20 protein-coding genes are annotated in these 20,986 nt (G+C 52.4%); 15 read left to right on the top strand and 5 right to left on the bottom strand.

From position 1 onward, the window contains the following. The 8 genes from PsAD37_RS27415 to phoB form a co-directional block, all read left to right on the top strand. Positions 1 to 142 (top strand): integrase core domain-containing protein (locus tag PsAD37_RS27415; protein ID WP_153039653.1); only part of this gene is annotated, 142 nt, incomplete at its 5' end. A 301-nt stretch (positions 143 to 443) separates the two neighbouring features. Continuing rightward, positions 444 to 1,811, top strand: coding sequence for an ATP-binding protein (locus PsAD37_RS07455; protein ID WP_057464913.1), 1,368 nt, complete (start codon positions 444 to 446; stop codon positions 1,809 to 1,811). 261 nt (positions 1,812 to 2,072) lie between these two features. Next, positions 2,073 to 3,092: a PstS family phosphate ABC transporter substrate-binding protein gene (locus PsAD37_RS07460; protein WP_063295610.1), complete on the top strand. Its 1,020-nt coding sequence runs from the start codon at positions 2,073 to 2,075 to the stop codon at positions 3,090 to 3,092. A gap of 89 nt (positions 3,093 to 3,181) precedes the next feature. Beyond that, positions 3,182 to 4,570, top strand: coding sequence for a phosphate ABC transporter permease subunit PstC (pstC, locus tag PsAD37_RS07465; protein ID WP_063295611.1), 1,389 nt, complete (start codon positions 3,182 to 3,184; stop codon positions 4,568 to 4,570). Further along, entirely contained in the window at positions 4,563 to 6,410 is a 1,848-nt protein-coding gene (pstA, locus tag PsAD37_RS07470) for a phosphate ABC transporter permease PstA (RefSeq protein WP_063295612.1), read from the top strand. Before pstC ends, pstA begins: the two co-directional genes overlap by 8 nt. Positions 6,411 to 6,471: 61 nt before the next feature. After that, the gene (gene pstB, locus PsAD37_RS07475) at positions 6,472 to 7,266 is read left to right on the top strand and encodes a phosphate ABC transporter ATP-binding protein PstB (protein WP_206599763.1); all 795 of its coding nucleotides are present in this window, start codon (positions 6,472 to 6,474) and stop codon (positions 7,264 to 7,266) included. A 33-nt stretch (positions 7,267 to 7,299) separates the two neighbouring features. Beyond that, complete coding sequence (phoU, locus tag PsAD37_RS07480; protein WP_057464916.1) at positions 7,300 to 8,004, top strand: phosphate signaling complex protein PhoU; 705 nt, start codon at positions 7,300 to 7,302, stop codon at positions 8,002 to 8,004. 73 nt (positions 8,005 to 8,077) lie between these two features. Then, positions 8,078 to 8,773 carry a phosphate regulon transcriptional regulator PhoB gene (gene phoB, locus PsAD37_RS07485; protein WP_057464917.1) on the top strand — a complete coding sequence of 232 codons (696 nt, stop codon included), beginning with the start codon at positions 8,078 to 8,080 and terminating at the stop codon, positions 8,771 to 8,773. Between the two features lie 147 nt (positions 8,774 to 8,920). Here the strand turns inward: phoB and PsAD37_RS07490 are convergent, their stop codons facing one another. Then, on the bottom strand, positions 8,921 to 9,481 hold the full coding sequence (locus tag PsAD37_RS07490) for a GcrA family cell cycle regulator (RefSeq protein ID WP_063295613.1): 561 nt from the start codon (positions 9,479 to 9,481) through the stop codon (positions 8,921 to 8,923). Positions 9,482 to 10,284: 803 nt separating this feature from the next. Here PsAD37_RS07490 and PsAD37_RS07495 point away from each other — a divergent pair. From PsAD37_RS07495 to PsAD37_RS07505, 3 genes are read left to right on the top strand one after another with little or no spacing between them, the layout of a single operon-like run. After that, positions 10,285 to 11,487 carry an aspartate aminotransferase family protein gene (locus PsAD37_RS07495; protein ID WP_063295614.1) on the top strand — a complete coding sequence of 401 codons (1,203 nt, stop codon included), beginning with the start codon at positions 10,285 to 10,287 and terminating at the stop codon, positions 11,485 to 11,487. Next, positions 11,484 to 12,422 carry an ornithine carbamoyltransferase gene (gene argF / locus PsAD37_RS07500; RefSeq protein ID WP_063295615.1) on the top strand — a complete coding sequence of 313 codons (939 nt, stop codon included), beginning with the start codon at positions 11,484 to 11,486 and terminating at the stop codon, positions 12,420 to 12,422. Before PsAD37_RS07495 ends, argF begins: the two co-directional genes overlap by 4 nt. Positions 12,423 to 12,431: 9 nt before the next feature. Continuing rightward, a complete protein-coding gene (locus PsAD37_RS07505; RefSeq protein ID WP_063295616.1) occupies positions 12,432 to 13,418 on the top strand; it encodes an Hsp33 family molecular chaperone in 987 nt (328 codons plus the stop codon). Between the two features lie 209 nt (positions 13,419 to 13,627). Here the strand turns inward: PsAD37_RS07505 and PsAD37_RS07515 are convergent, their stop codons facing one another. Together PsAD37_RS07515 and PsAD37_RS07520 are read right to left on the bottom strand one after the other, a co-directional pair. Next, entirely contained in the window at positions 13,628 to 14,977 is a 1,350-nt protein-coding gene (locus PsAD37_RS07515) for an anti-phage deoxyguanosine triphosphatase (RefSeq protein WP_063295618.1), read from the bottom strand. A 66-nt stretch (positions 14,978 to 15,043) separates the two neighbouring features. Continuing rightward, a complete protein-coding gene (locus PsAD37_RS07520; RefSeq protein WP_063295619.1) occupies positions 15,044 to 15,694 on the bottom strand; it encodes an alpha/beta family hydrolase in 651 nt (216 codons plus the stop codon). 132 nt (positions 15,695 to 15,826) lie between these two features. Between PsAD37_RS07520 and PsAD37_RS07525 the strand changes: the two genes are divergently transcribed. Continuing rightward, positions 15,827 to 16,672 carry a sterol desaturase family protein gene (locus tag PsAD37_RS07525; RefSeq protein ID WP_063295620.1) on the top strand — a complete coding sequence of 282 codons (846 nt, stop codon included), beginning with the start codon at positions 15,827 to 15,829 and terminating at the stop codon, positions 16,670 to 16,672. Here the strand turns inward: PsAD37_RS07525 and PsAD37_RS07530 are convergent, their stop codons facing one another. Continuing rightward, positions 16,673 to 17,545: a transporter substrate-binding domain-containing protein gene (locus PsAD37_RS07530; RefSeq protein WP_063295621.1), complete on the bottom strand. Its 873-nt coding sequence runs from the start codon at positions 17,543 to 17,545 to the stop codon at positions 16,673 to 16,675. A gap of 361 nt (positions 17,546 to 17,906) precedes the next feature. On the opposite strand from PsAD37_RS07530, the gene PsAD37_RS07535 reads away from it, so the two are divergent. Then, positions 17,907 to 19,841, top strand: coding sequence for a glycosyltransferase (locus PsAD37_RS07535; protein ID WP_208991757.1), 1,935 nt, complete (start codon positions 17,907 to 17,909; stop codon positions 19,839 to 19,841). Positions 19,842 to 19,854: 13 nt separating this feature from the next. Here PsAD37_RS07535 and PsAD37_RS07540 read toward each other — a convergent pair whose 3' ends face one another. Then, positions 19,855 to 20,298 (bottom strand): DUF1810 domain-containing protein, encoded by a 444-nt coding sequence (locus tag PsAD37_RS07540; protein WP_063295622.1) that lies wholly within the window; start codon positions 20,296 to 20,298, stop codon positions 19,855 to 19,857. Positions 20,299 to 20,562: 264 nt separating this feature from the next. Here PsAD37_RS07540 and PsAD37_RS07545 point away from each other — a divergent pair, with 264 nt between their 5' ends. Both PsAD37_RS07545 and PsAD37_RS27420 read left to right on the top strand, forming a co-directional pair. Next, positions 20,563 to 20,790 carry a hypothetical protein gene (locus PsAD37_RS07545; protein ID WP_063295623.1) on the top strand — a complete coding sequence of 76 codons (228 nt, stop codon included), beginning with the start codon at positions 20,563 to 20,565 and terminating at the stop codon, positions 20,788 to 20,790. A gap of 15 nt (positions 20,791 to 20,805) precedes the next feature. Further along, the gene (locus PsAD37_RS27420; RefSeq protein WP_084407683.1) at positions 20,806 to 20,940 is read left to right on the top strand and encodes a transposase; all 135 of its coding nucleotides are present in this window, start codon (positions 20,806 to 20,808) and stop codon (positions 20,938 to 20,940) included. Positions 20,941 to 20,986: the final 46 nt, after the last annotated feature.

Genomic DNA, 20,986 nt, shown 5'->3' on the forward strand with positions numbered 1-20,986 from the left:
TTACTCGTTGCGTGAAGCCCAAATAATCATCGAAAGGTGGAGGATACACTACAATACCAAACGCCCCCATAGTGCGCTGAACTTCCGCCCACCGGCTCCTGAAGTAATCATTCCAGTAGACCAAAGGCCAGTCATGCACTAACTTTCAAACCGGACCACTCAAGTGGGGCTGATCATTCTCTTCTGCTTGATTTGTTAAACCTGCTAAATATATAACCGCAGCAACTCGTCGATACGATCTCAGCGGATAAACATTGTTTGCCCTTGGGCGCAGGCCCTCTAAGATCCTTGGTTTCGCTACGTCTTTGACAATCTCCAGTTGGGAAAACTGAAGAAATGAGGTGCCGCCGTCGCGAGAATGTCATGCTGGCCCTGTTAAATTCTCGGCCAGTCTTGAAAGAAAAACAACGTAAACGCACAGCGGCGTTTAGAGAGTGGCACGTATGTCCCTGGATACCGACAAGGAAGAAAAGCAGGCCAATCAGGAGCCGTTGAGATTAGGTCTCAACCGGCGTGCGGTTTATCGCAAACCCGTTGATGTGCGCTGGATCCTTCTGGCATCTGCCGGCATTTTTGCTCTCTTCTCCATAGCCTTCGACGTACCCGTCTGGGCCTCGTTCTTCGCATACGCCCTCATTTTTGTTCTGGTCATCGGCGGCGGCATGAAAAGCCGCACCAAGGTCAAAGCACCAAGCGGTGTCAGCCGCAAGGAAGCCAGCGAGATCGTCGACCGCGGCATGAAGTCCGCCGTCAATGCTCTGCCGGACCCGTGCTTTGTCGTCGATTATCGTGGCACCACCCAATACGTGAACCTCGCTGCACAGCGCCGCTTTGGCACCATTGCGGTTGGCGATCCCCTGTCCTTCCGCATCCGCGCACCATCCCTGCTGGAAGCGCTGGACCGTGTCTCCAATGGCGGCTCTACAGAAGTCATTGATTGGACCGAGAAAGTGCCGATGGAACTCTGGCTGGAAGCGCACATCGCGCCGCTCTGGTCCGTCTCCAGCGGAAACCTCGCCGTCCCACGCGGACGTCCGGGCCTCATTCTCGTTGTCATTCGCGACCTGACCGAAGCGCGCCGCCTGGAGCGGATGCGGGCCGATTTTGTCGCCAACGCCTCCCATGAGCTGCGCACCCCGCTGGCATCACTGACAGGCTTCATTGAAACTCTGCAGGGCCCAGCCAAGGGCGACCCGAAGGCACAGGACCAGTTCCTCGGTATTATGCTGGATCAGGCAGAGCGCATGCGCCGCCTCATTGACGATCTTCTGTCTCTGTCCCGCATTGAGATGAAGGTGCACGTTCAGCCGGAAACCCTCGTGGATCTCAGCCTGATCATGCGCCACTCCGTGGAAACATTGCTCCCGGTTGCGAAAGAATCGGGTGTTGAGGTGAATGTGAATGTGCCTGAGGAGCCTGCCGAGATTCGCGGTGAGAAAGACGAACTCGTACAGGTCTTCAGCAATCTCATCGAAAACGCGCTGAAATACGGTTCCAGCGGGGGCCGAGTCGATGTCACATGCCGTCTGGACCCTGATTCTACTGAGACACCACATTGGATTGCAGAGGTCCGCGACTTCGGTCCGGGTATTGATCCTGAGCACCTGCCGCGGTTAACCGAGCGTTTCTATCGGGTTGACGTGGTTACGAGCCGTCAGATGAAAGGGACAGGTCTCGGTCTGGCCATCGTAAAACACATTCTGACAAGGCACAGGGCTCGCCTGGAAATTGAGAGCAAACCAGATGAAGGCGCCTGCTTCCGCGTGTTCATACCCGGCGCTGTTATTTATGATGAAAATGATATCGATTAAAATAATCTAATAAATTCAAACACTTGCAATGTCATAAAACTGATACGCAACGTTCATATAACCATCACAGCCAAACGCTAGGTTACAGCCAGCTCGCAGCCGGGGCGCTGTGAGGTGAACGTAGTTAAACAGTTTAGAGCGCGTTCCGTTTGATTGGTTTCAATCAAACGAAAAGAATTCGCTCAAGCAAAGATGAGAGCACGTTGTGTGAATATTATGAACGCAACGCGCTCTTAAACCAAGACTCCCAGGAGACTTCAGGTGAAAATCAAGGCATTCGCAAGCGTTGCAGCGCTCGCTCTCGCAGGTACCATTGCTGCTGGTTCCGCACAGGCTCGTGACCAGATCCAGATCGTTGGTTCTTCCACTGTTTTCCCATTTGCGACAGCAGTTGCTGAGCAGTTTGGTCAGAAGACAAACTTCAAAACACCAGTTGTTGAATCCACTGGTTCAGGCGGCGGCATCAAGCTCTTCTGTGAAGGCGTTGGCGAAAACACTCCTGACATCACCAATGCTTCCCGCCGCATGAAAGGCAAGGAGCTGGTGAAGTGTAATGAGGCTGGCGTAACTCCAGTAGAAGTTACCGTTGGTTTCGACGGCATCGTTCTTGCGAACTCCAAGGCTGGCACTCAGCTGGACCTGACACTGGCTCAGATCTTCCTCGCTCTTGCGAAAGAAGTTCCGGTCGACGGCAAACTGGTTGCAAACCCATACCAGACTTGGTCCGACATCGATCCTTCCCTTCCTAACTCGAAGATCGAAGTGCTTGGCCCTCCACCAACATCCGGTACCCGTGATGCATTTGCCGAGTTGGCAATGCAGGGCGGCTGTAAAATGGTGCCAGGTGCTGCTGACCTCGGTCTGAAGAAAAAAGCGTGTCACGAAGTCCGTGAAGATGGCGCGTACATCGAAGCTGGTGAGAACGACAACCTGATCGTTCAGAAGCTTGATGCGAACCCGAATGCACTCGGCATCTTCGGTTTCTCCTTCCTTGATCAGAACGCTGACAAGATCCAGGGCGCAAACATCGCAGGCGTTGCACCAACATTTGATGCAATTGCTGCAGGCGACTACCCAGTGTCCCGCTCTTTGTACTTCTACATCAAGAAAGAGCACGTTGGCGTAATCCCAGGTATCGCTGAATACCTCGGTGAGTTCACCAATGAAGACACTTGGGGTGACGAAGGTTACCTGGCTGACAAAGGTCTGATCCCGATGCCAGCAGCTGACCGTGCAGCAGTTTCCAAATCTGCATCAGCGCTGACACCACTTGCATTCTAATTGCAAACGCTAAGAAAGCGGTCAGCATGTCCAGCTGACCGCTTTCCTGCATCCTCCAAAAATTAAAGCCAGATAAGGCGAAACAACAAATGTTCTGGACTTACGCTGCCCTTCTTCTACTGGTCTTCGTAACCGCGAATGTCTACGGGCGTTTCCGGGCGATGCAGGTTGCTGGTCGTCAGCTCTCTGCACTGCATTCCCGTCCAAGCTACCATGGTGGATACCTGGCCATTCTGGCCGCCCTTCCAGCATTTGTCCTTTTGATTGCATGGGCAGTCGTTGAGCCGCGCTTGCTTGATACAATGGTGATCAGTGCAAAGGCCGAGATTGTCGAAGGGCTGTCCAAAGCAGAACTTCAGGCATTTCTGCGGGACGCGCGCGCCATCGCATTCGGCGGCATTGTGGCCTTCTCAGATGCTGGCAAAGAGCAGGCGGCAGAAGTGTTCAGCTCGCTTGCGCAAACATCCTTCTTTTTGAAAACAACACTGATCATCGCTCTGGTTGCTGGTGGTCTGTGGTACGGCAATCGCACCATCACACCGGCAATGCGAGCCCGTCATTTTGTAGAGCGCACCGTCATGGGATTGCTGATCCTGTGTTCTGCTGTTGCGATCTTCACCACCATTGGCATCGTTCTTTCGCTTATCTTTGAAAGCTTGATGTTCTTCCGCCAGATCCCAATTCTGGACTTCGTCTTCGGAACTCACTGGAGCCCGCAAAGCGCCTTTGAAGGGGCAGGGGCCGAGCACGGCGAAGCCAATACTGAAATCTTCGGTGCAATCCCGCTTCTGGTTGGCACCATGCTGATCACAGCAATTGCTATTTTCGTGGCCGCACCTGTTGGTCTACTCTCCGCAATTTACCTCTCCGATTATGCAAGCACGCCAGTGCGTGCCATTGCAAAGCCGGTTCTGGAAATTCTGGCCGGTATTCCAACCGTGGTCTACGGCTTCTTCGCGGCGCTGACTGTGGCACCCTTTATCCGTGGCTGGGGCGAAAGCATCGGCCTGTCAGTCAGTTCAGAATCTGCACTGGCCGCTGGCCTTGTCATGGGCATTATGATCATTCCGTTCGTCTCCTCCCTTTCTGACGACGTGATCAACGCGGTGCCACAGTCACTGCGCGATGGCTCTGCCGGTCTTGGTGCAACCAAGTCGGAAACAATCCGCCGGGTTGTTCTGCCAGCCGCTCTTCCGGGCATCGTGTCCGCTCTGATCCTCGCCATCTCCCGCGCCATTGGTGAAACCATGATCGTGGTGATGGCTGCAGGGCTTGCCGCAAACATAACGGTAAACCCGCTGGAAGCTGTAACAACCGTGACCGTGCAAATCGTCACCTTGCTGGTCGGTGACCAGGAATTCGACAGCGCGAAAACACTCGCAGCATTTGCACTCGGTCTTCTCCTCTTCTGCATCACACTTGCTCTGAACATCTTCGCTCTGCGCGTCGTGAAGAAATATAGGGAACAGTATGATTGATATCGCTCAGGACACTGCCGGTTCTGCCATTGGCGGGCGTGTCAAAGGCATTCCTTCCGGCGTCCATACGACAGACGAAGCTCGCAAGCGCCTGAAAAAGCGCTACAGCATGGAAGCGCGTTTCAAAGCCTACGGCATGGGTGCCATCGCACTGGCCGCAACATTTCTGGTTCTGCTGCTCTTCACAATTGTCGGCTCAGGCTTGCCAGCCTTCACTTACAACTACGTAAGCGTTCCGCTCAATCTAAGTGCGGAAAAAGTCGATCCGGCCAACCCGGCTGGCGCTAGCTACAACAAGATCATTCGCGACGGTCTGAAGGCAGAGCTGCCATTCGCATCTGACCGTAAAAACCGCCGTGTGCTCTACTCTCTTGTGTCCTCCGGTGCCAATGTCACGTTGCAAAAGCAAGCGATAGCCGATCCTTCCATGCTGGGTGGGACTGGTCCGGTTGCGATCCCGCTCTCCGACTTTGCTGACCTTTATGTCAAAGGCTTGATCACGAAGAAAACCGAGATCGCCGGCTCAAGCGCAGCAACGGTTTCTGGCACGGAAGGTCAGGTGACCATTACCGCGGAGAAAGCTGAGTTTGACCAGATCCTTGCAGCGTTGAAGACCTATTATGACCGCGAGATCGAGTTGCTGACAGGCAAGATCGAAGCGCGTGGTCGTTCACAAATCAGCGTGAATACAAAGATCTCAGGCTTAGAGACCCGCTTGGCCAATGAGAAAGATCCTCTCGTTGCGCAGCGACTGACTTCTGAGGTCGAAGGTAACAAAGCTGCTCTGGTCAAGATCATGAGCGCACTGGAAAAGCAAAAAGCTGAACTGGTTACTCTGCAGGGCCACCTTGCTAACATCGGGACGGGCGGCACACTCAACGCCAACATGCCAAGTTTCTTTGTAGAGGTGAACGGCGGAACCATTAAAGCAGAAAAGGTAACACCGACCAGCGTCACCGGAACAGCCTTTATTCCGCTGTCTACGGATGCTGCCGTGCCTGCTGGTCAGTGGGGCATTGAAGAGTTAGAAACGCCAGAATCTTTCCGCAAATTCTCAGATAAAGAGATCGCCTACACCGACTATCTGGTCTCCAAAGGCACTGTCGCAAACGAGTGGAACTCTATCTTCTTCAAGTCCGGTGCAAGCCGTGAGCCGGAGATGGCAGGCATTTGGGGTGCAGCCGTTGGCTCCTTCTGGACCATGCTCGTCACACTGTCCCTCTCGTTCCCAATTGGTGTGTCTGCTGCGATCTATCTGGAAGAGTTCGCACCCAAAAACCGCTGGACCCACTTGATTGAGGTGAACATCAACAATCTGGCTGCGGTGCCGTCCATTGTGTTTGGCCTGCTTGGTCTGGCAGTGTTCCTCAACGTCTTTGGATTACCGAGATCGGCACCGGTCGTCGGTGGTATGGTGCTGGCGCTCATGACTCTGCCGACCATCATCATCGCCTCCCGCGCAGCGCTTCAGGCCGTGCCGCCAAGCATCCGCGAAGCCGCACTCGGCGTCGGGGCCTCCCGCTTGCAGGCTGTGTTCCACCATGTGCTGCCACTGGCAATGCCAGGTATCCTGACCGGAACCATCATCGGTATGGCGCAGGCATTGGGCGAAACCGCACCGCTTCTCATGATCGGCATGGTGGCCTTCATTGTAGACATCCCGGCAAGCCCGGTTGATCCCTCTACAGTGCTGCCAGTTCAGATCTTCATGTGGGCAGACTTCCCGGAACCTGCCTTCCAGCAGAAAACCTCTGCCGCGATCATGGTGCTGCTCGGCTTCCTGATCTCGATGAATGCAATCGCAATCGTCCTTCGTAAACGTTTTGAGCGCCGCTGGTGATTTGAAAGGCAAGATCATGGCATTGGAAATGACCACAGACACCGAGAGTGCAATGAATACAATGATGAGCGCCCCTCCAGCCATTTCAGCTGAAGGCGAAACACTCAAGATGCGTGGCCGCGATGTAAAAGTGTTTTACGGCAACAAACAGGCCCTTCATGGTGTCGATCTGGATGTCCGCAAAAATCAGGTGACCGCGCTGATCGGCCCGTCCGGTTGCGGAAAATCCACCTTCCTGCGCTGCCTGAACCGCATGAACGACACCATCGATATCTGCCGCGTGCAAGGCGACATTCTCCTGGACAACGACGATGTCTACGACCCGCGCATTGATGTGGTGGAACTGCGGGCACGTGTTGGCATGGTGTTCCAGAAGCCAAACCCGTTCCCGAAATCAATCTTTGAGAACGTGGCTTACGGCCCACGCATCCACGGTCTGGCACAAGGCAAGTCGGATCTGGAAGATATCGTCGCAAGTTCCCTGCAGCGTGCAGGTTTGTTTGAAGAAGTGAAAGACCGTCTGGACGAGCCGGGCACAGGCCTTTCCGGTGGTCAGCAGCAGCGCTTGTGCATCGCGCGCGCAATCGCTGTGTCTCCGGAAGTGATCCTGATGGATGAGCCATGTTCTGCGCTCGACCCGATTGCCACTGCAAAAGTGGAAGAGCTGATGGACGAACTGCGCCAGAACTACACCATCGTCATCGTAACCCACTCCATGCAGCAGGCCGCACGTGTGTCCCAGCGCACCGCGTTCTTCCATCTGGGTAATCTGGTGGAAGAGGGGCTGACCAACGACATCTTCACCAACCCCAAAGACCAGCGCACGCAGGATTACATCACAGGCCGTTTTGGTTAAGAATAAAAGAGCGGTACTCTAAGGAGATATCCGATGAAAGATCATATTGTCTCTTCCTTCAATGAAGAGCTGAAAGAACTGGCCGGACGTGTCGTTGAAATGGGCGGACTGGCAGAAACCCTTGTTCACGACGCTGTCACCGCACTGCTGAGGCAGGACCGCGAACTGGCAACCCGCACCATCGCCGCCGACCAGCGCCTGGACAACATGCAGGCCGAGCTGGAAGAGCTGTGCATCTCCGTGATCGCACGCCGCCAGCCAATGGCAAGCGACCTGCGCGACATCATCGCCGCCATGCGCATCTCCAACGATCTGGAGCGCGTCGGCGACATGGCCAAGAACATTGGCAAGCGAACACTGGCGATTGAATCTGAGTTCAACAACAAACAGCTCGCTGTGGGCGTTGAGCACATGTCTGATCTGGCGCTTGAGCAGCTCAAAGCCGTTTTGGACGCCTACACCTCTGGCGATCTTGAAGTTGTCCAGCGCGTACATGTTCGCGATGACGAAGTGGATGCACTTTACACAAGCCTGTTCCGTCAGCTGCTCACCTACATGATGGAAGACCCGCGCTCCATCACCATGTGCGCACACCTACTGTTCTGCGCGAAGAATATTGAGCGCATCGGTGATCATGCAACCAATATTGCAGAAAACATCTACTACATGATCTCCGGAAGTCACCTTCCAACAGATCGTCCAAAGACGGACGAACTGGCGCAGAGTACAACCGTGTAGACCGAATTCACTTATAACGAGCAGAACACACGCAATTGCTTTATAAGAGAAGGTGCAAAGAGAGCACTTTAATATGCCTAAGATATTGATTGTAGAAGACGAAGAACCGCTAAGCCTGCTGCTGCGCTATAACCTTGAAGCAGAGGGCTACACTGTTGACGTGTGCGCAAGAGGAGATGAGGCGGAACTCCTCCTACAGGAAAGCCAGCCGGACCTGCTGCTGCTGGACTGGATGCTTCCGGGCCTCTCCGGCATCGAGCTCTGCCGTCGTTTGCGGGCACGCTCAGAAACCGAGCGCATGCCGATTATCATGCTGACAGCGCGCGGCGAAGAATCCGAGCGCATCCGCGGTCTGGCAACCGGGGCTGACGATTATGTCGTCAAACCGTTCTCCGTTCCGGAACTTATGGCCCGTGTTCGTGCGATCTTCCGCCGTGCATTGCCAGAAGTTGTCTCCACAATGCTCAAGTCTGGCGACATCGAGCTCGACCGCGAAACCCACCGCGTGCGCAGAACAGGCCGTGAAATCCACCTCGGCCCCACAGAATACCGCCTGCTGGAGTTCCTCATGAGCGCACCGGGCCGGGTGTATTCTCGTGAACAGCTGCTGGATGGAGTCTGGGGCCATGATGTTTATGTAGATGAGCGCACCGTAGACGTCCACGTAGGCCGCCTGCGCAAAGCCATCAACAAAGGCCGCATGAAAGACCCGATCCGCACTGTCCGGGGCGCCGGATACGCTTTTAACGACCAGTTCGCTGTTGGGTAAGTGTTTAAGGCACAAAAGGAAATCTAAAACCGCCCAAGGGCGGTTTTCTCATATCTACAGGTCACCGACATTAGCAGCTGGCAACCCCCAAAACAGCAAAAAGCCGGGCTTCGGACCCGGCTCAATACGTTGCTTTTTCAGCTCAGATTAGCTTGCGCGGCGGTTGCGGCGGTCGCTGACGGGCTGATAGGCAATGCTGCGGTGATGCGCACAATAAGGTGTGCCTGCATCTGACTGGCGCCCACAGAAATAGAAGTCGTCAGAACTCGGATCACCAATCGGCCACTTACAGGTGCGCTCATTCAATGTCAGGATGGAGGCGCGTTCTGAAACCGGAATAAAGAGATCGGAGGTTGGGACTGGAGAAATTTCTGGTTGGATAGCTTCAATCGGTTCAACTTTAAGGGCGTTGGCGCCTGCTATTGTTGGCTGAATCTGTCGGGGACTTGGAGAAGGCGCAACAGCTGCAATCGCTTCAGCCACTGTTGGTTTGGTTGAAGTGACAACCCTTGCCGTTGGGGTAGGCACCTTTCTCGTTTTGGTTGCGCCGCCTCCCGACTTAGCGCGACCTGAAAGACCAAGGCGATGAACCTTACCAATCACCGCATTACGGGTCACATTGCCAAGTTCCCCCGCGATTTGACTGGCGCTTAACCCGTCTGCCCAAAGTTTGGTTAGTAACTCTACACGTTCTGCTGTCCAGCTCATTAAAGGGCCCCGTCTTCCTTCAGTGGCGCGCAAAACAGCATTCGCTCAGTTCGGACGCATCCGAAAGTGCCGCTTACCTGAGCGTGTGTGCTTGCAGCGTTCAGTAACTACGAGATGGTGTATAACTCTTAACACACAGTACTATATGGGCGTTGATACGAGCAACAACCTCAAAGAATTGAGGTGGGGAAGACTCTGGTTTTCCCCAGAATTGCCGTACTACTACTTACCTATAACAGCCGTGTTGTGGTGGGAGAAGATTATCAATCTAAAGAATAGGAGCTGTTTGTTAAACCAAGTTCCACCGCATTCTTTCCAACTTAAAGTAAGAGTTGATAGCGTTACCCCGTTGATATTTAATACATATATTTACCACTGAAAAACAACTAGTAAAAAACACTAGTAAACTACAAATTGCATAATACAAGAACTAAGCGCACTCCTCTCTCATATGCCGTAGTACACGCTAGAGGTGTATTGAATAAACCTTAAGAACCGTGGAAAAAAACTGGTCATAGAGCATGGGATTTAATCTCTACTCTATCCTCTAAAAATGCCACAATGCATGCTTCTTCCGGTAGCAGCCTGTTTGAACGGCACCAGAGGGAGACACACAAGGCTGGCAGCCAATTCCTGAACGGGAGTAAGGTATTGCTGGCAATACGTGTTATTGACTGCCCTGAGGGAACGCGGTTTATATGTCGCTTCTCTTAGTTTCAAAACGCCACACGGCGTTTTTTTGTTTTTGTAGCAACCAAGACTTTTGAGCATATCGAGAAAGCTCAATCCATGAGGAGTAAGAAATGACGACTTCGTCGCTAATGCAGACTTATGCACGCTCAGACCTCGCGTTCGAGCGTGGGGAAGGTGTCTGGCTGATTGCGGCTGATGGTCGACGATACATGGATTGTGCTTCAGGTATTGCCGTCTCCGGCTTGGGTCATGCACACCCAAAGCTCGTTGAGGCGCTCAAATCTCAGGCTGAAAAGCTGTGGCACGTCACCAATCTCTATACAATTCCTGAGGGTGAGAAGCTTGCAAAGCTGCTGACAGACAACACCTTCGCTGATGTTGTGTTCTTCACCAACTCCGGGACGGAAGCAACAGAAGGGGCCATGAAGGCCGCGCGGCGCTATCACTTTGCCAAGGGCAACCCTGAAAAGAACCGCATCATCACCTTTGAAAATGCGTTCCATGGCAGAACCATGGCAGCGCTCGCTGCTGGTGGCCAGCAAAAGTACCTCGAAGGCTTCGGCCCTGCGCCAGAAGGTTTCGATCAGGTACCGGTTGGTGATCTGGATGCAGTCAAAAAGACCGTTGGACCAGAAACTGCAGCGATCATGCTGGAACCTGTTCAGGGTGAAGGTGGTATCCGCACCATGGACCCGGCCTTCCTGAAAGGTCTGCGCCAGATCTGTGATGAGAATGACTTGTTGCTGATCTACGATGAGATCCAGACAGGCGTTGGCAGAACCGGCAAACTCTTTGCCCATGAGTGGGCAGGCGTTGCACCGGATCTAATGGCGATTGCAAAAGGCATCGGTGGCGGCTTCCCAATGGGGGCGTTCCTCGCAACCAATGAAGCGGCCAGTGGCATGGTTCCTGGCGTTCACGGCACCACCTTCGGCGGCAACCCGCTGGCGATGGCTGTTGGGAATGCTGTTCTGGAAACGGTTCTGGAACCAGGCTTCCTGGAAGCTGTTCAGGAAAAAGGCTTGCAGCTGAAGCAGAAGCTGGCCTGCGCTGTTGATCAGCACAGTGATGTGTTTGAGCTGGTGCGCGGCGAAGGCCTGATGCTTGGCCTGAAATGCAAAGTGCCAAACACACAGGTGCTGGCCCACATGCGCAACAACGGCCTGCTGCCGGTTGGTGCCGGAGACAATGTGCTCCGCATTATGCCGCCAATGACCATTACCGCTGAAGAAATTGACCTGCTCGTTGAAAAGATTGAAGCCGCTGCTGCGGACATGGAAACCGAGCTGAAAACTGCCGAGACTGCCAAATGACCACTATGACAAAACCACAGCACTTTCTCGATATCAGCGATTTTTCAGGCGATGACCTTCGCCAGATTATGAAGGTCTCCAATCAGATCAAAGCCACCCGCAATGGTGTTCATCGCGGGCAGGGCCCTCTGGCAGGCAAAGTGCTCGCCATGGTCTTTGAGCAGCCATCCACCAGAACCCGCATCTCCTTTGATTTAGGCATGCGGGAACTTGGCGGCGAAACCCTGATGCTGACAGGCGCTGAGATGCAGCTTGGCCGCGGCGAGTCCATTCCTGATACCGCCCGTGTTCTGTCTCGCTTTGTTGACATGATCATGATCCGCATGCTGGACCATGATGCTGTGAGAGAACTGGCAGAATACGCTAGTGTTCCCGTCATCAACGGCCTGACCAAGGTTTCGCATCCTTGTCAGATCATGGCCGACATCATGACATTCGAAGAACACCGCGGAAGCATTAAGGGTAAAACCGTTTCCTGGGTGGGCGATAGCAACAACGTTCTTTACTCTTGGATCGAAGCGGCAGCGAAATTTGACTTCAAAATTAACGTCGCCGCACCAAATGAACTGACAGTACCTCTTGAATGGATCGAAAAGGCCTATACATCCGGTGCTGAACTCTCAGTAACAGACGACCCGTTTGCTGCTGTGAAAAACAGTGATTGTGTTATCACCGACTGCTGGGTGTCCATGGGCGATGACGAAGCACAAACGCGTCATAACCTGCTGGCTCCTTATCAAGTCAATGAACGCTTGATGAGCGAAGCCAACGATTCATCTTTGTTTATGCACTGCCTGCCTGCGCATCGTGGGGAAGAAGTGACAAATGAGGTGATCGACGGCCCGCATTCTGTGGTATTCGACGAGGCAGAAAACCGACTCCACGCCCAAAAAGGCATTATGGCGTGGTGCATGGGTGCTTTGCCTGAAGGATAAAAAAGTAAAATGACAAATACACCTGCTCAACCGACCGCCGCTGGCGTTGACGCTGTTGTTCCTTTTGCTGTTGAAGCATTGGACGTTCGCGGTCGGGTTATCAATATGGGGCCGGTGCTGAACTCTATGCTGGCGCGGCACAAGTACCCTGCGCCAGTTAACAAGCTGCTGTCAGAGGCAATTGTCCTGACAGCCATGCTTGGCAGTACCCTCAAATTCGAAGGTCGCCTGACCTTGCAAGCCCAGACCGATGGTGCAGTCTCCACGCTCGTTGTTGATTTCAACGCGCCCGACGGGCTGCGTGCTATGGCGCAGTTCAGCGAAGACAAGGTCGCCGAAGTTGCAGCCAAAGATGGGTTCAAACCAGACCACCTGCTCGGCAAAGGCCATCTGGCCTTCACCATTGATCAGGGCGCACACACCAGTCGCTATCAGGGTATCGTGGTCCTGAACGGCACCACCCTGGAAGAGGCGGCTCACGAGTACTTCCAGAAGTCAGAGCAGATCCCGACATTCGTCCGCCTTGGCGTGGCTGAAGTGTTGACCAAAGCCGAAGAGGGTGGCGCTGATCACTCCTGGGCTGCTGGCGGCATCATGGTTCAGTTCCTGCCTCAGTCTCTGGATCGTCTCAAACAGGCCGACATCCATCCGGGCGACGCGCCAGAAGGACACGAAGCTCACGAGATTGATGAAGACGATGCCTGGGTTGAAGCGCGCTCGCTGGTCGAGACCGTAAAAGATGACGAGCTCATCGATCCAAGCCTGACTGTCGAAGGTCTTCTGTACCGCTTGTTCCACGAACGTGGTGCATCCGTCTTCTCCCCGCAGGAGATGGCAGATAAATGCACCTGCTCGGAAGAAAAGATCACCGCCATGATGCAGAACTTTTCTGAGGCAGACAAAACCGAGATGAAGGCGGAAGGAACCGTCCACATCATGTGCGACTTCTGCTCCAAGGATTATGAGCTGGACGCGAACATAGTGTTCAAGGACTAAAGCGCGTTCCGCTTGATTGGATTCAAACAAGCGACAAGAATTCGCTCAGATAAAAAGTTGTGGCTGGCAGTGTGAATGACCATGAATGCTGCATGACACAACAGCTCAGGAAAAGCGTAAAAAACGCAAACCAACGCACAAAAAAGCGCTGTCAGAAAATCTCTGGCAGCGTTTTTCTTTAACTCATTGATATTGAATGAGAACCGCAACTACACACGGTCAAAGATCGATCCCATGCGCGGGCTGAACAACCGATCATAGGTTTTTAGAAGCATCATATCCGTCATGCTTGCCACGTAATCACAGACGATCCGTGAACCTTCTTCAGCTTGTTCGAAGTCAGTATAAACCTCTTCCGGCAAGAAGGCTTTTGGCTCGCTCATCAAGGTTTCAAAGACAGCCACCACCATGGTTTGTCCTTTAAACTCAAGATGCTGCACATTTGGTGCTTGAATAACCCGTTCAAACACAAAGCCTTTCAGGGCTTCAAGCACCTTATTATGACCTTCTGGCAGCACCACTTTGTACTTCAAAAGCGGCTCGCTGAAGACCTCGCTTATCTTGATCTGAGCAGCCACGATAAAGAAGTGAACCAGCTTACCGATGAACTGCTTTCGCCGATTGGCATTGCCAAACAGCCCAGCAATCATCTGCTCATAGGCATTGCCGGTATACTTCTCCGGATTGCTCTCAATCAGATCATCCAAAAATGCCGCGCAAACCTCTGCTGAGATATCCTCCCGGAACTGCTCTTCCCGAACCAGCCCCAAAGCAATTGCATCTTCAAAATCATGGACCCCATAGGCAATGTCATCAGCCAGATCCATGATGGAGCAATCCCATGATTTAAAACGGGATTTTCCGTGCTTGCCGTTCTTGGATTCAAAACTGCAGAACAGCGAGCGGTCTCGCTCAGAGAGTGGTTCCAGCACCCAATCGACAATCTCTTGTTCCCCATCCATGAAGCATTTTGGCGGAGCAGAACGCTTGCGATCAATCAGGCTCACTGCAGAGGTATTGGGGTTAAGTCGCGGGGATAACTCTGGATTATGAACCCGGGAAAAGGCCACCGGATATTTCATCATGCCCAGTAATGCCCGCCGCGTCAGATCAGCCCCATGTTTGGCCGACATCTTCTCCAACCGGGAAACAATGCGCAGAGTTTGGCCGTTGCCCTCATACCCGCCGGTATCGCGCATACAGTAATTCAGCGCAACTTCACCCCCATGCCCAAAAGGCGGGTGCCCGATATCATGACAATAGCTGATTGTTTTTACGAGGCTTTCTTCGGGAATGTAGTCGTAGGTCGGATGATCCTTGAAGAACGCCCGAAACTGGCGCGTGATGCCCGACGCGATCTGCGCAACTTCCAGTGTATGGGTCAAACGGGTGCGATAAAAGTCGCTGTCGCCCAGATTGAGGATCTGGGTTTTCCCCTGGAGGCGACGGAATGCGTGAGAATGAACGATGCGGGCATAATCAACGTCATAGGGCGTTCGCGCATCATCTGACTTGGGAACCCATCCACTTTGACGCGCAGTCCAAACAACATCACTCACTTCAAAAACTCCGCAATAAATTGAGCAAAAAAAAGCCCCACACAATAAGGTGCAGGGCTAAAAATATTAGGAAATCAGCGACTTAAAGAACTCTGCGGTCTCTTTCGCAGATTGCTCAATATTGCCTTTCCAGGTCGCAGGAGAAGCACCGCGCGGGGCAAGATCGTGGTTTCCATCCTCCAGCCAGAAAAGCCGAACAAACTCAGGTAAATCAACAGCTTCCACCTCAGCCTGATGCCCCATCTGATCCCGGTCACCCTGCGCTATCAAGATAGGACGAGTGGATTTCTGCAACGGCTCAAGCCGCCAGTCCGCCAGCTCTTTCTTCGCTTCTGTATGGAACGGATACCCAAGACAAACAACACCAGCAATACGTTTCGGTAGGCTATCTCCACCCGCCAACATCGCAGCAACACGCCCACCCATGGACTTGCCACCAATCAGGACAGGGCCTTGAGTCTGTTCAAGAATATCCTGCATGGCGCTCTGAAATTCGCCAATGAGTTTGTCCACCCTCGGAGGAGGAGCCTTCTTGCCTGTCTCCCGGCGTTTTGCCATGTAAGCAAATTCAAACCGCGCAACAGCAATGCCATTCGCAGCCGCAGCTTCCGCAAACCGGTTCATAAAATTGGCATCCATCGGCGCACCCGCACCATGAGCCAACACAAGAGTGCCATGGCACTCACCTTCAGGACGTGTCCATAAAATCTCAGTCATGAAGCTATTTTAGCGCCTCTTTCACGACAAAAGTGACAGGAAATTTACTTGTCCCCGTCTTCAATAAGCACCATATTCAAATTAACTAATATAAATGCGTAGAAGATGTGCGCTAATCGAACGGAATCTATCATGGAAGAAGGCGTCATTCGCCTGGGAGTATTTGCGGGCGCATTCTTAGTGTTCGCATTCTTGGAATTCTTCATCCCAAGGCGTTCAGAGAGCCAGGAGCGGCCGCGGCGATGGTCAACCAACCTTCTCCTGTCGATAATCAATACTCTGATGCTACGGTTCGCTTTGCCTTTTGCAGCAGTATCAACGGCTTACTGGGCGCAGGTGGAAGGGTTTGGTCTTGCGCACTGGCTGGCAATCGACCCTGTTATAGCGGGCGTAATTGCCTTCTTCGCACTCGATTTTGCGGTCTGGGCCATGCATGTCGCCAGCCACAAAGTTCCGTTCCTATGGCATTTGCATAAGGTCCATCACACCGATCCACGCTTTGATGTGACAACAGCTCTGCGCTTCCATCCGCTGGAGATTGCGGTCTCTATGTTATGGAAGGTGATCGTCGTCGCATTCCTCGGCGCACCCGTTCTCTCTGTGGTGATTTTTGAAGTTGTCCTCAACGCAGCCGCTATGTTCAATCACGCAAACATCAAACTCTCTGACAAAGCAGACCGTATCCTGCGTTGGATGATCGTGACGCCGGACATGCACCGCATCCACCACTCCACCCGTCCAATCGAAACCGATAGTAACTATGGCTTCAACTTCCCTTGGTGGGACAGGTTATTCTCCACTTATGTGAATGATCCAAAAGGCGGTCAGGAGAACATCACCTTCGGCCTAAGCGAGTTTCAGGGCAAAGAACCACGCCAGCTCGGTTGGGCATTGATGTTACCCTTCAAGGCTTTAGCGCATGTGCAAGGTTGGCTTTCCAGTCGCGTCAACAAAGACGGCACACCTAAAGTGAGATGATCAGAAGAAACCGCGGGGGAAATATCTGAGATAGAGTTCCCCGAGACGACCGTTGGATTGAAGGCGGGTAAGACCAAGATTGATTGCATTCAACATCTTGGTATTGCCTGCCTTTGTTGCAATCGCCAATCCGCCGCTGAAGTAACTCGGATCCAGCCACGGCCCTCCTGCAAACTTGCAGCATCCGTCAGCAGTGCGTGTATCCAGCCAGAATGACAGCCTCATTCCATCGCCAAACAAGGCGTCTACAGCTGACTTTGACAAGGCATTTCGGGCAAGCTCTTCATTTTCAAATGGAACAGCAATTGCGTCCGTAAAGAACCGTTCCAGAAATGCTTCATGACGTGACCCTTCGACAACTGCAATGCGCTTTCCGCCCAGAGTTTCTGGCAGAGGTTCCAGCGTACTGTTCCTGCCAACAACAAAGCGTCCCGGAAAACGCATGTAAATCTGAGAAAATGACAGTTTCTCAAGAGTATCCGGCGTCATGCTCACTCCGGCAATGACAGCGTCGGCCTCACCATTAAACACCGTATTGGCCAAGTGGTTAAATGGAATGATCTTGAGGCTACAAGCGGCCTTAAGGCTCTGGCAGATCTCACGGGCAAGATCTACGTTGTAACCCATCAAACGCTCTTCACTATCGCGAAAAATGAAGGGCGGAAAGTTATCTGCAGCAATAAAGCGTATCCGCTCCGGCGCCTTACCGGTTGTTGCAAGACCGGACTGCCCGCCAGAGAACAAAGGGATGGTTACCGAAGAGGAGCCTGATCGGGACCTTACTCCAATTTCAGAGCCACTGTTTCCCCCTCCCAACAATGGAGAGCTCTGGGAAATCTCCCAGGTATCTGAGCCATTCGCATTCTGTGCCATAGCATTTGACGCCGCGAAAATGAGCGGCTGGGCACTACATAAAATCAGCAATATGAAGAATATGGGGAAACGCAAAAGCTATCCAATCCAGTTTGCAACAGAGCGTAAGCCTAACGGGAAATTCTCAAGGAGATACTAAGTGAATGTCTGCGTAAGGGGAAGGCCCGTAACTGAAGATCAGCTTCCTAGATTAACAAGGGCCGGGGTATCAAAGGGCTGTCAGGAATACTCCGAGATATCAGTAGGCAATGGGCTGCCTTTCTCAGTACGACAGGCCAATACTCTACGTTCGTTATCTCTTTCGATTGGTTGTATTGAAAGCACACGCTCGGTTGAAGCGGGACAAGCCCTGCGAAGCCGCATGACAGCGATTACTCCCCTAGAGCAATCCATCGATGATCCTACGCCTCATGAACGTGCTGGACCTCTTATCAAAAATATCCCCAAGCCTTCACAGAAAGGCCAATATGTTCCGAAGTTTGTGCGTCTGAAGAATGCGTTGGAACGGGAAGTCCTGCTGCAATGTAATTGCTCCGAGGCCTTGATTGATTTCGCAAAGTCCAGGATGACGGCGGAAGACAAGTGCACCAGCAATTATCTAATTGAACAAGGATTTCTCGATGCCTCAGTGTTCTACTGGGGAATTTCCGGCAAAATGAATGTCCGCTATGCGTCTGATGGCAGCCTGTCAGCTATTGCGCCAATTGATAAAAAGCTAAAACCATTCGAGACTGAAGGGATTTTGTTTGTTCCTGCACTGGACCTCAATCAAAAGGTCGTCTTCGCAGCAGCACCACTTGGGCACCAGCTAGAGGCTTTTGAGCGAGCTCTAGGCTATTTTGATGAAGCCACGAGCAAGATTGTGGTGGTGACACCGAAGTACCAAAAGGCGTTGACGGTAACGACGGCCAGCGCCAACGCATTGGCACAAGACGATGTTTCAATGTCGGCAGTGTATCGCTTTTTGCCTTCACAGCGAAAGCTGCTGACAGTTTCTCCAATCATCTTTCTGGGAACAGCTGGCTTTGCGTTTGACGTATTTTTCTGGGGCCTCTTTATTCTGCTGACTTTATCACTCGGTGTCACAGGGTTACTTCGCCTTGCATCCTTCTTCACCTACTCTGACCGGCAAGAATTCACTGTCCCAAAGCTGGAAAAGTGGCCGCACTACACCGTGCTTGTCCCACTTTACAAAGAGTCAGCAATCTGCCGCCAATTGGTTGATGGGCTGGATGCGTTGGATTACCCGAAAGATGCGCTCGATGTGATCTTTCTGGTCGAGCAAGATGATGAGCTGACACAGAAAAACCTCCGCAAACTGTTAAAGAAATCAATGCGGATGATCATCCTGCCTCCCGGAAAACCGCAGACCAAACCTCGTGCGCTTTCCGTTGGCCTTACGGCGACAAAAGGTGAGTTCGTAACGGTTTTTGACGCAGAGGACAGGCCTGAGCCACAGCAACTGAAAAAAGCCATTTGCCAGTTCGCGCTTGAGGGCCATGACATCGCTTGCTTGCAGGCTGCATTGTCCATCGATCACGCCGAGGAAAGCTGGTTGGTCCGCCAGTTTGCTTTTGAATATGCGGCACTCTTCGATGTCTTCCTACCATTTCTGTCTCGCAAAAACCTTCTGCTGCCTCTGGGAGGGACATCCAACCACTTCCGTGTCAGCGCATTGCGGAAAGTTGGCGGGTGGGATCCATTCAACGTGACAGAAGATGCGGATCTGGCAGTCAGATTTGCGCGGCAAGGATTTAAGACACGCACGCTAAACAGCTCCACTTTTGAAGAAGCGCCGCTTACGCTCAAAGCCTGGCTACACCAACGTACCCGCTGGCATAAAGGATGGATACAAACGCTGGCCGTTCATCTGCGCAATCCAAGGTTGGCTTACAAGCAGCTCGGCCTGAAAAACTTTGCCTTGCTGCTCCTAACATTCTTTGGCGGCATGCTGTGTCTATGGGCTGCACCATGTACAGTTTGGATGTTTGGAAAGCTTGCTCTGAACTATTACAGCACCGGAATGCAAGCATTTGATGCTTTCAGCATCTATGCCATGTTCTGTTTCCTCTTTGGTCTTGGCGGCTCTGTTGTTACGGTCTTACAAGGCAGTGCAAAGCGCGGCTTTTGCCCTCGAGCCTGGGAGATTGCAAGTATCCCACTCTATTGGGTTCTTGGGTGCATCGCCTCTTACAAGGCCCTTATTGAGTTCGCGATAAAACCGCATTACTGGCGAAAGACGGAACACGGTATTGTGCGTCAGAGAGGTAAAATGAAGAGTGCTCAGAGATTATAGGACTGCCGAGATACTAGGTCTTCCATGGCATCTTAAGAGCATCCACGGTGAGTTCGCACGGCTGTCCCTGATAGAATTGATCGAGCAACTGATGAAACACTGTTGGATCATCTGCAGCATATGCAAAGAGTGTTGCACTGCTGCGTACTTTCAAACTGTCGATTTCACCAAGGATTTGCTTGGAAGTGAGGTCAGTGTGCTTGAGCAGTAACCCACTGCATCCACGCAGCCGCGAGGCCAAGAGAGGATAAGCAAGGTATCGCTGAGCTTCTTCAAGATCGGCAATGCCAAAGAAATGTGCGGTTGAAGAACGACCCAGTTCACGTAATTGAGGAAAGATGAACCAGATCCAGTGCGAGGTTTTCTGACCTTGTGAGAGCTCCTGTACCACTTCTGAAAATACCGGGTCCTGGGCAATGACAAACCGGGTTATGTCATCCTTCGTCGTTTTTGCCATTTGATACTCGCCCTCAAGTCGTCATCGTTGCGGTTACTTTCCGCCGAACAGTCTTTCATATTGGTTCTCAAACTCGCACGACAGATACAAAATCCTGGTGGAAATCTGGAGTTGTCTAAGAGTGAAGTATATTTTTAGACCCAAGCATAATGAACTGTTCTCTTTCTTGGTGTTTTTCTGAGTTGGTTATTGCAGAAACATAAAAACAGCCGGTTTCGGAGTTTTAATTATCATTCCCTAACGTAATGTCTCGGTACATGGACGATGCGAGAAAAACTTCGTGCGATCATCGAAAGTAAGGCTTGGGAATACACAATCATATCTATCATCTCCCTAAATGCGATAACTTTAGGGGTGGAAACCAGCCAGACTGGTCAACAACATTACGGCCCAATACTCCGCACATTGGATGATGTCGTAGTGGGCATATACGTGATTGAGATCTCCCTTTGGACTGGCTCAGGAAAACTGGAGAGCCTTCTGATACGATAAATTGAGGAGGACTTCATGGGTCGAAAACATTATACGGAAGAGTTTAAACGGGAAGTGGTACGGCTGGTAGAAGTGAGTGGTCGGCCCATTCCTGAAATCGCTGCTGATCTGGGCGTGGGACCAGCTACCTTGAACCGCTGGATCAAGTAATTTCGGGATCAGGATTTGCTGTCAGGACCACATGAGGATGCCAGTA

It is taken from the genome of Pseudovibrio sp. Ad37, from assembly GCF_001623075.1.
GTDB lineage: Bacteria > Pseudomonadota > Alphaproteobacteria > Rhizobiales > Stappiaceae > Pseudovibrio.

Bases quoted from the DNA above. Each gene is read 5' to 3' on its own strand.
- PsAD37_RS07455 (WP_057464913.1), top strand. From the start codon at position 444: ATGTCCCTGGATACCGACAAGGAAGAAAAGCAGGCCAATCAGGAGCCG.
- pstC (WP_063295611.1), top strand. From the start codon at position 3,182: ATGTTCTGGACTTACGCTGCCCTTCTTCTACTGGTCTTCGTAACCGCG.
- pstA (WP_063295612.1), top strand. From the start codon at position 4,563: ATGATTGATATCGCTCAGGACACTGCCGGTTCTGCCATTGGCGGGCGT.
- pstB (WP_206599763.1), top strand. From the start codon at position 6,472: ATGATGAGCGCCCCTCCAGCCATTTCAGCTGAAGGCGAAACACTCAAG.
- phoU (WP_057464916.1), top strand. From the start codon at position 7,300: ATGAAAGATCATATTGTCTCTTCCTTCAATGAAGAGCTGAAAGAACTG.
- phoB (WP_057464917.1), top strand. From the start codon at position 8,078: ATGCCTAAGATATTGATTGTAGAAGACGAAGAACCGCTAAGCCTGCTG.
- PsAD37_RS07490 (WP_063295613.1), bottom strand. From the start codon at position 9,481: ATGAGCTGGACAGCAGAACGTGTAGAGTTACTAACCAAACTTTGGGCA.
- PsAD37_RS07495 (WP_063295614.1), top strand. From the start codon at position 10,285: ATGACGACTTCGTCGCTAATGCAGACTTATGCACGCTCAGACCTCGCG.
- argF (WP_063295615.1), top strand. From the start codon at position 11,484: ATGACCACTATGACAAAACCACAGCACTTTCTCGATATCAGCGATTTT.
- PsAD37_RS07505 (WP_063295616.1), top strand. From the start codon at position 12,432: ATGACAAATACACCTGCTCAACCGACCGCCGCTGGCGTTGACGCTGTT.
- PsAD37_RS07520 (WP_063295619.1), bottom strand. From the start codon at position 15,694: ATGACTGAGATTTTATGGACACGTCCTGAAGGTGAGTGCCATGGCACT.
- PsAD37_RS07525 (WP_063295620.1), top strand. From the start codon at position 15,827: ATGGAAGAAGGCGTCATTCGCCTGGGAGTATTTGCGGGCGCATTCTTA.
- PsAD37_RS07530 (WP_063295621.1), bottom strand. From the start codon at position 17,545: ATGGCACAGAATGCGAATGGCTCAGATACCTGGGAGATTTCCCAGAGC.
- PsAD37_RS07535 (WP_208991757.1), top strand. From the start codon at position 17,907: ATGACAGCGATTACTCCCCTAGAGCAATCCATCGATGATCCTACGCCT.
- PsAD37_RS07540 (WP_063295622.1), bottom strand. From the start codon at position 20,298: ATGGCAAAAACGACGAAGGATGACATAACCCGGTTTGTCATTGCCCAG.
- PsAD37_RS07545 (WP_063295623.1), top strand. From the start codon at position 20,563: ATGCGAGAAAAACTTCGTGCGATCATCGAAAGTAAGGCTTGGGAATAC.
- PsAD37_RS27420 (WP_084407683.1), top strand. From the start codon at position 20,806: ATGGGTCGAAAACATTATACGGAAGAGTTTAAACGGGAAGTGGTACGG.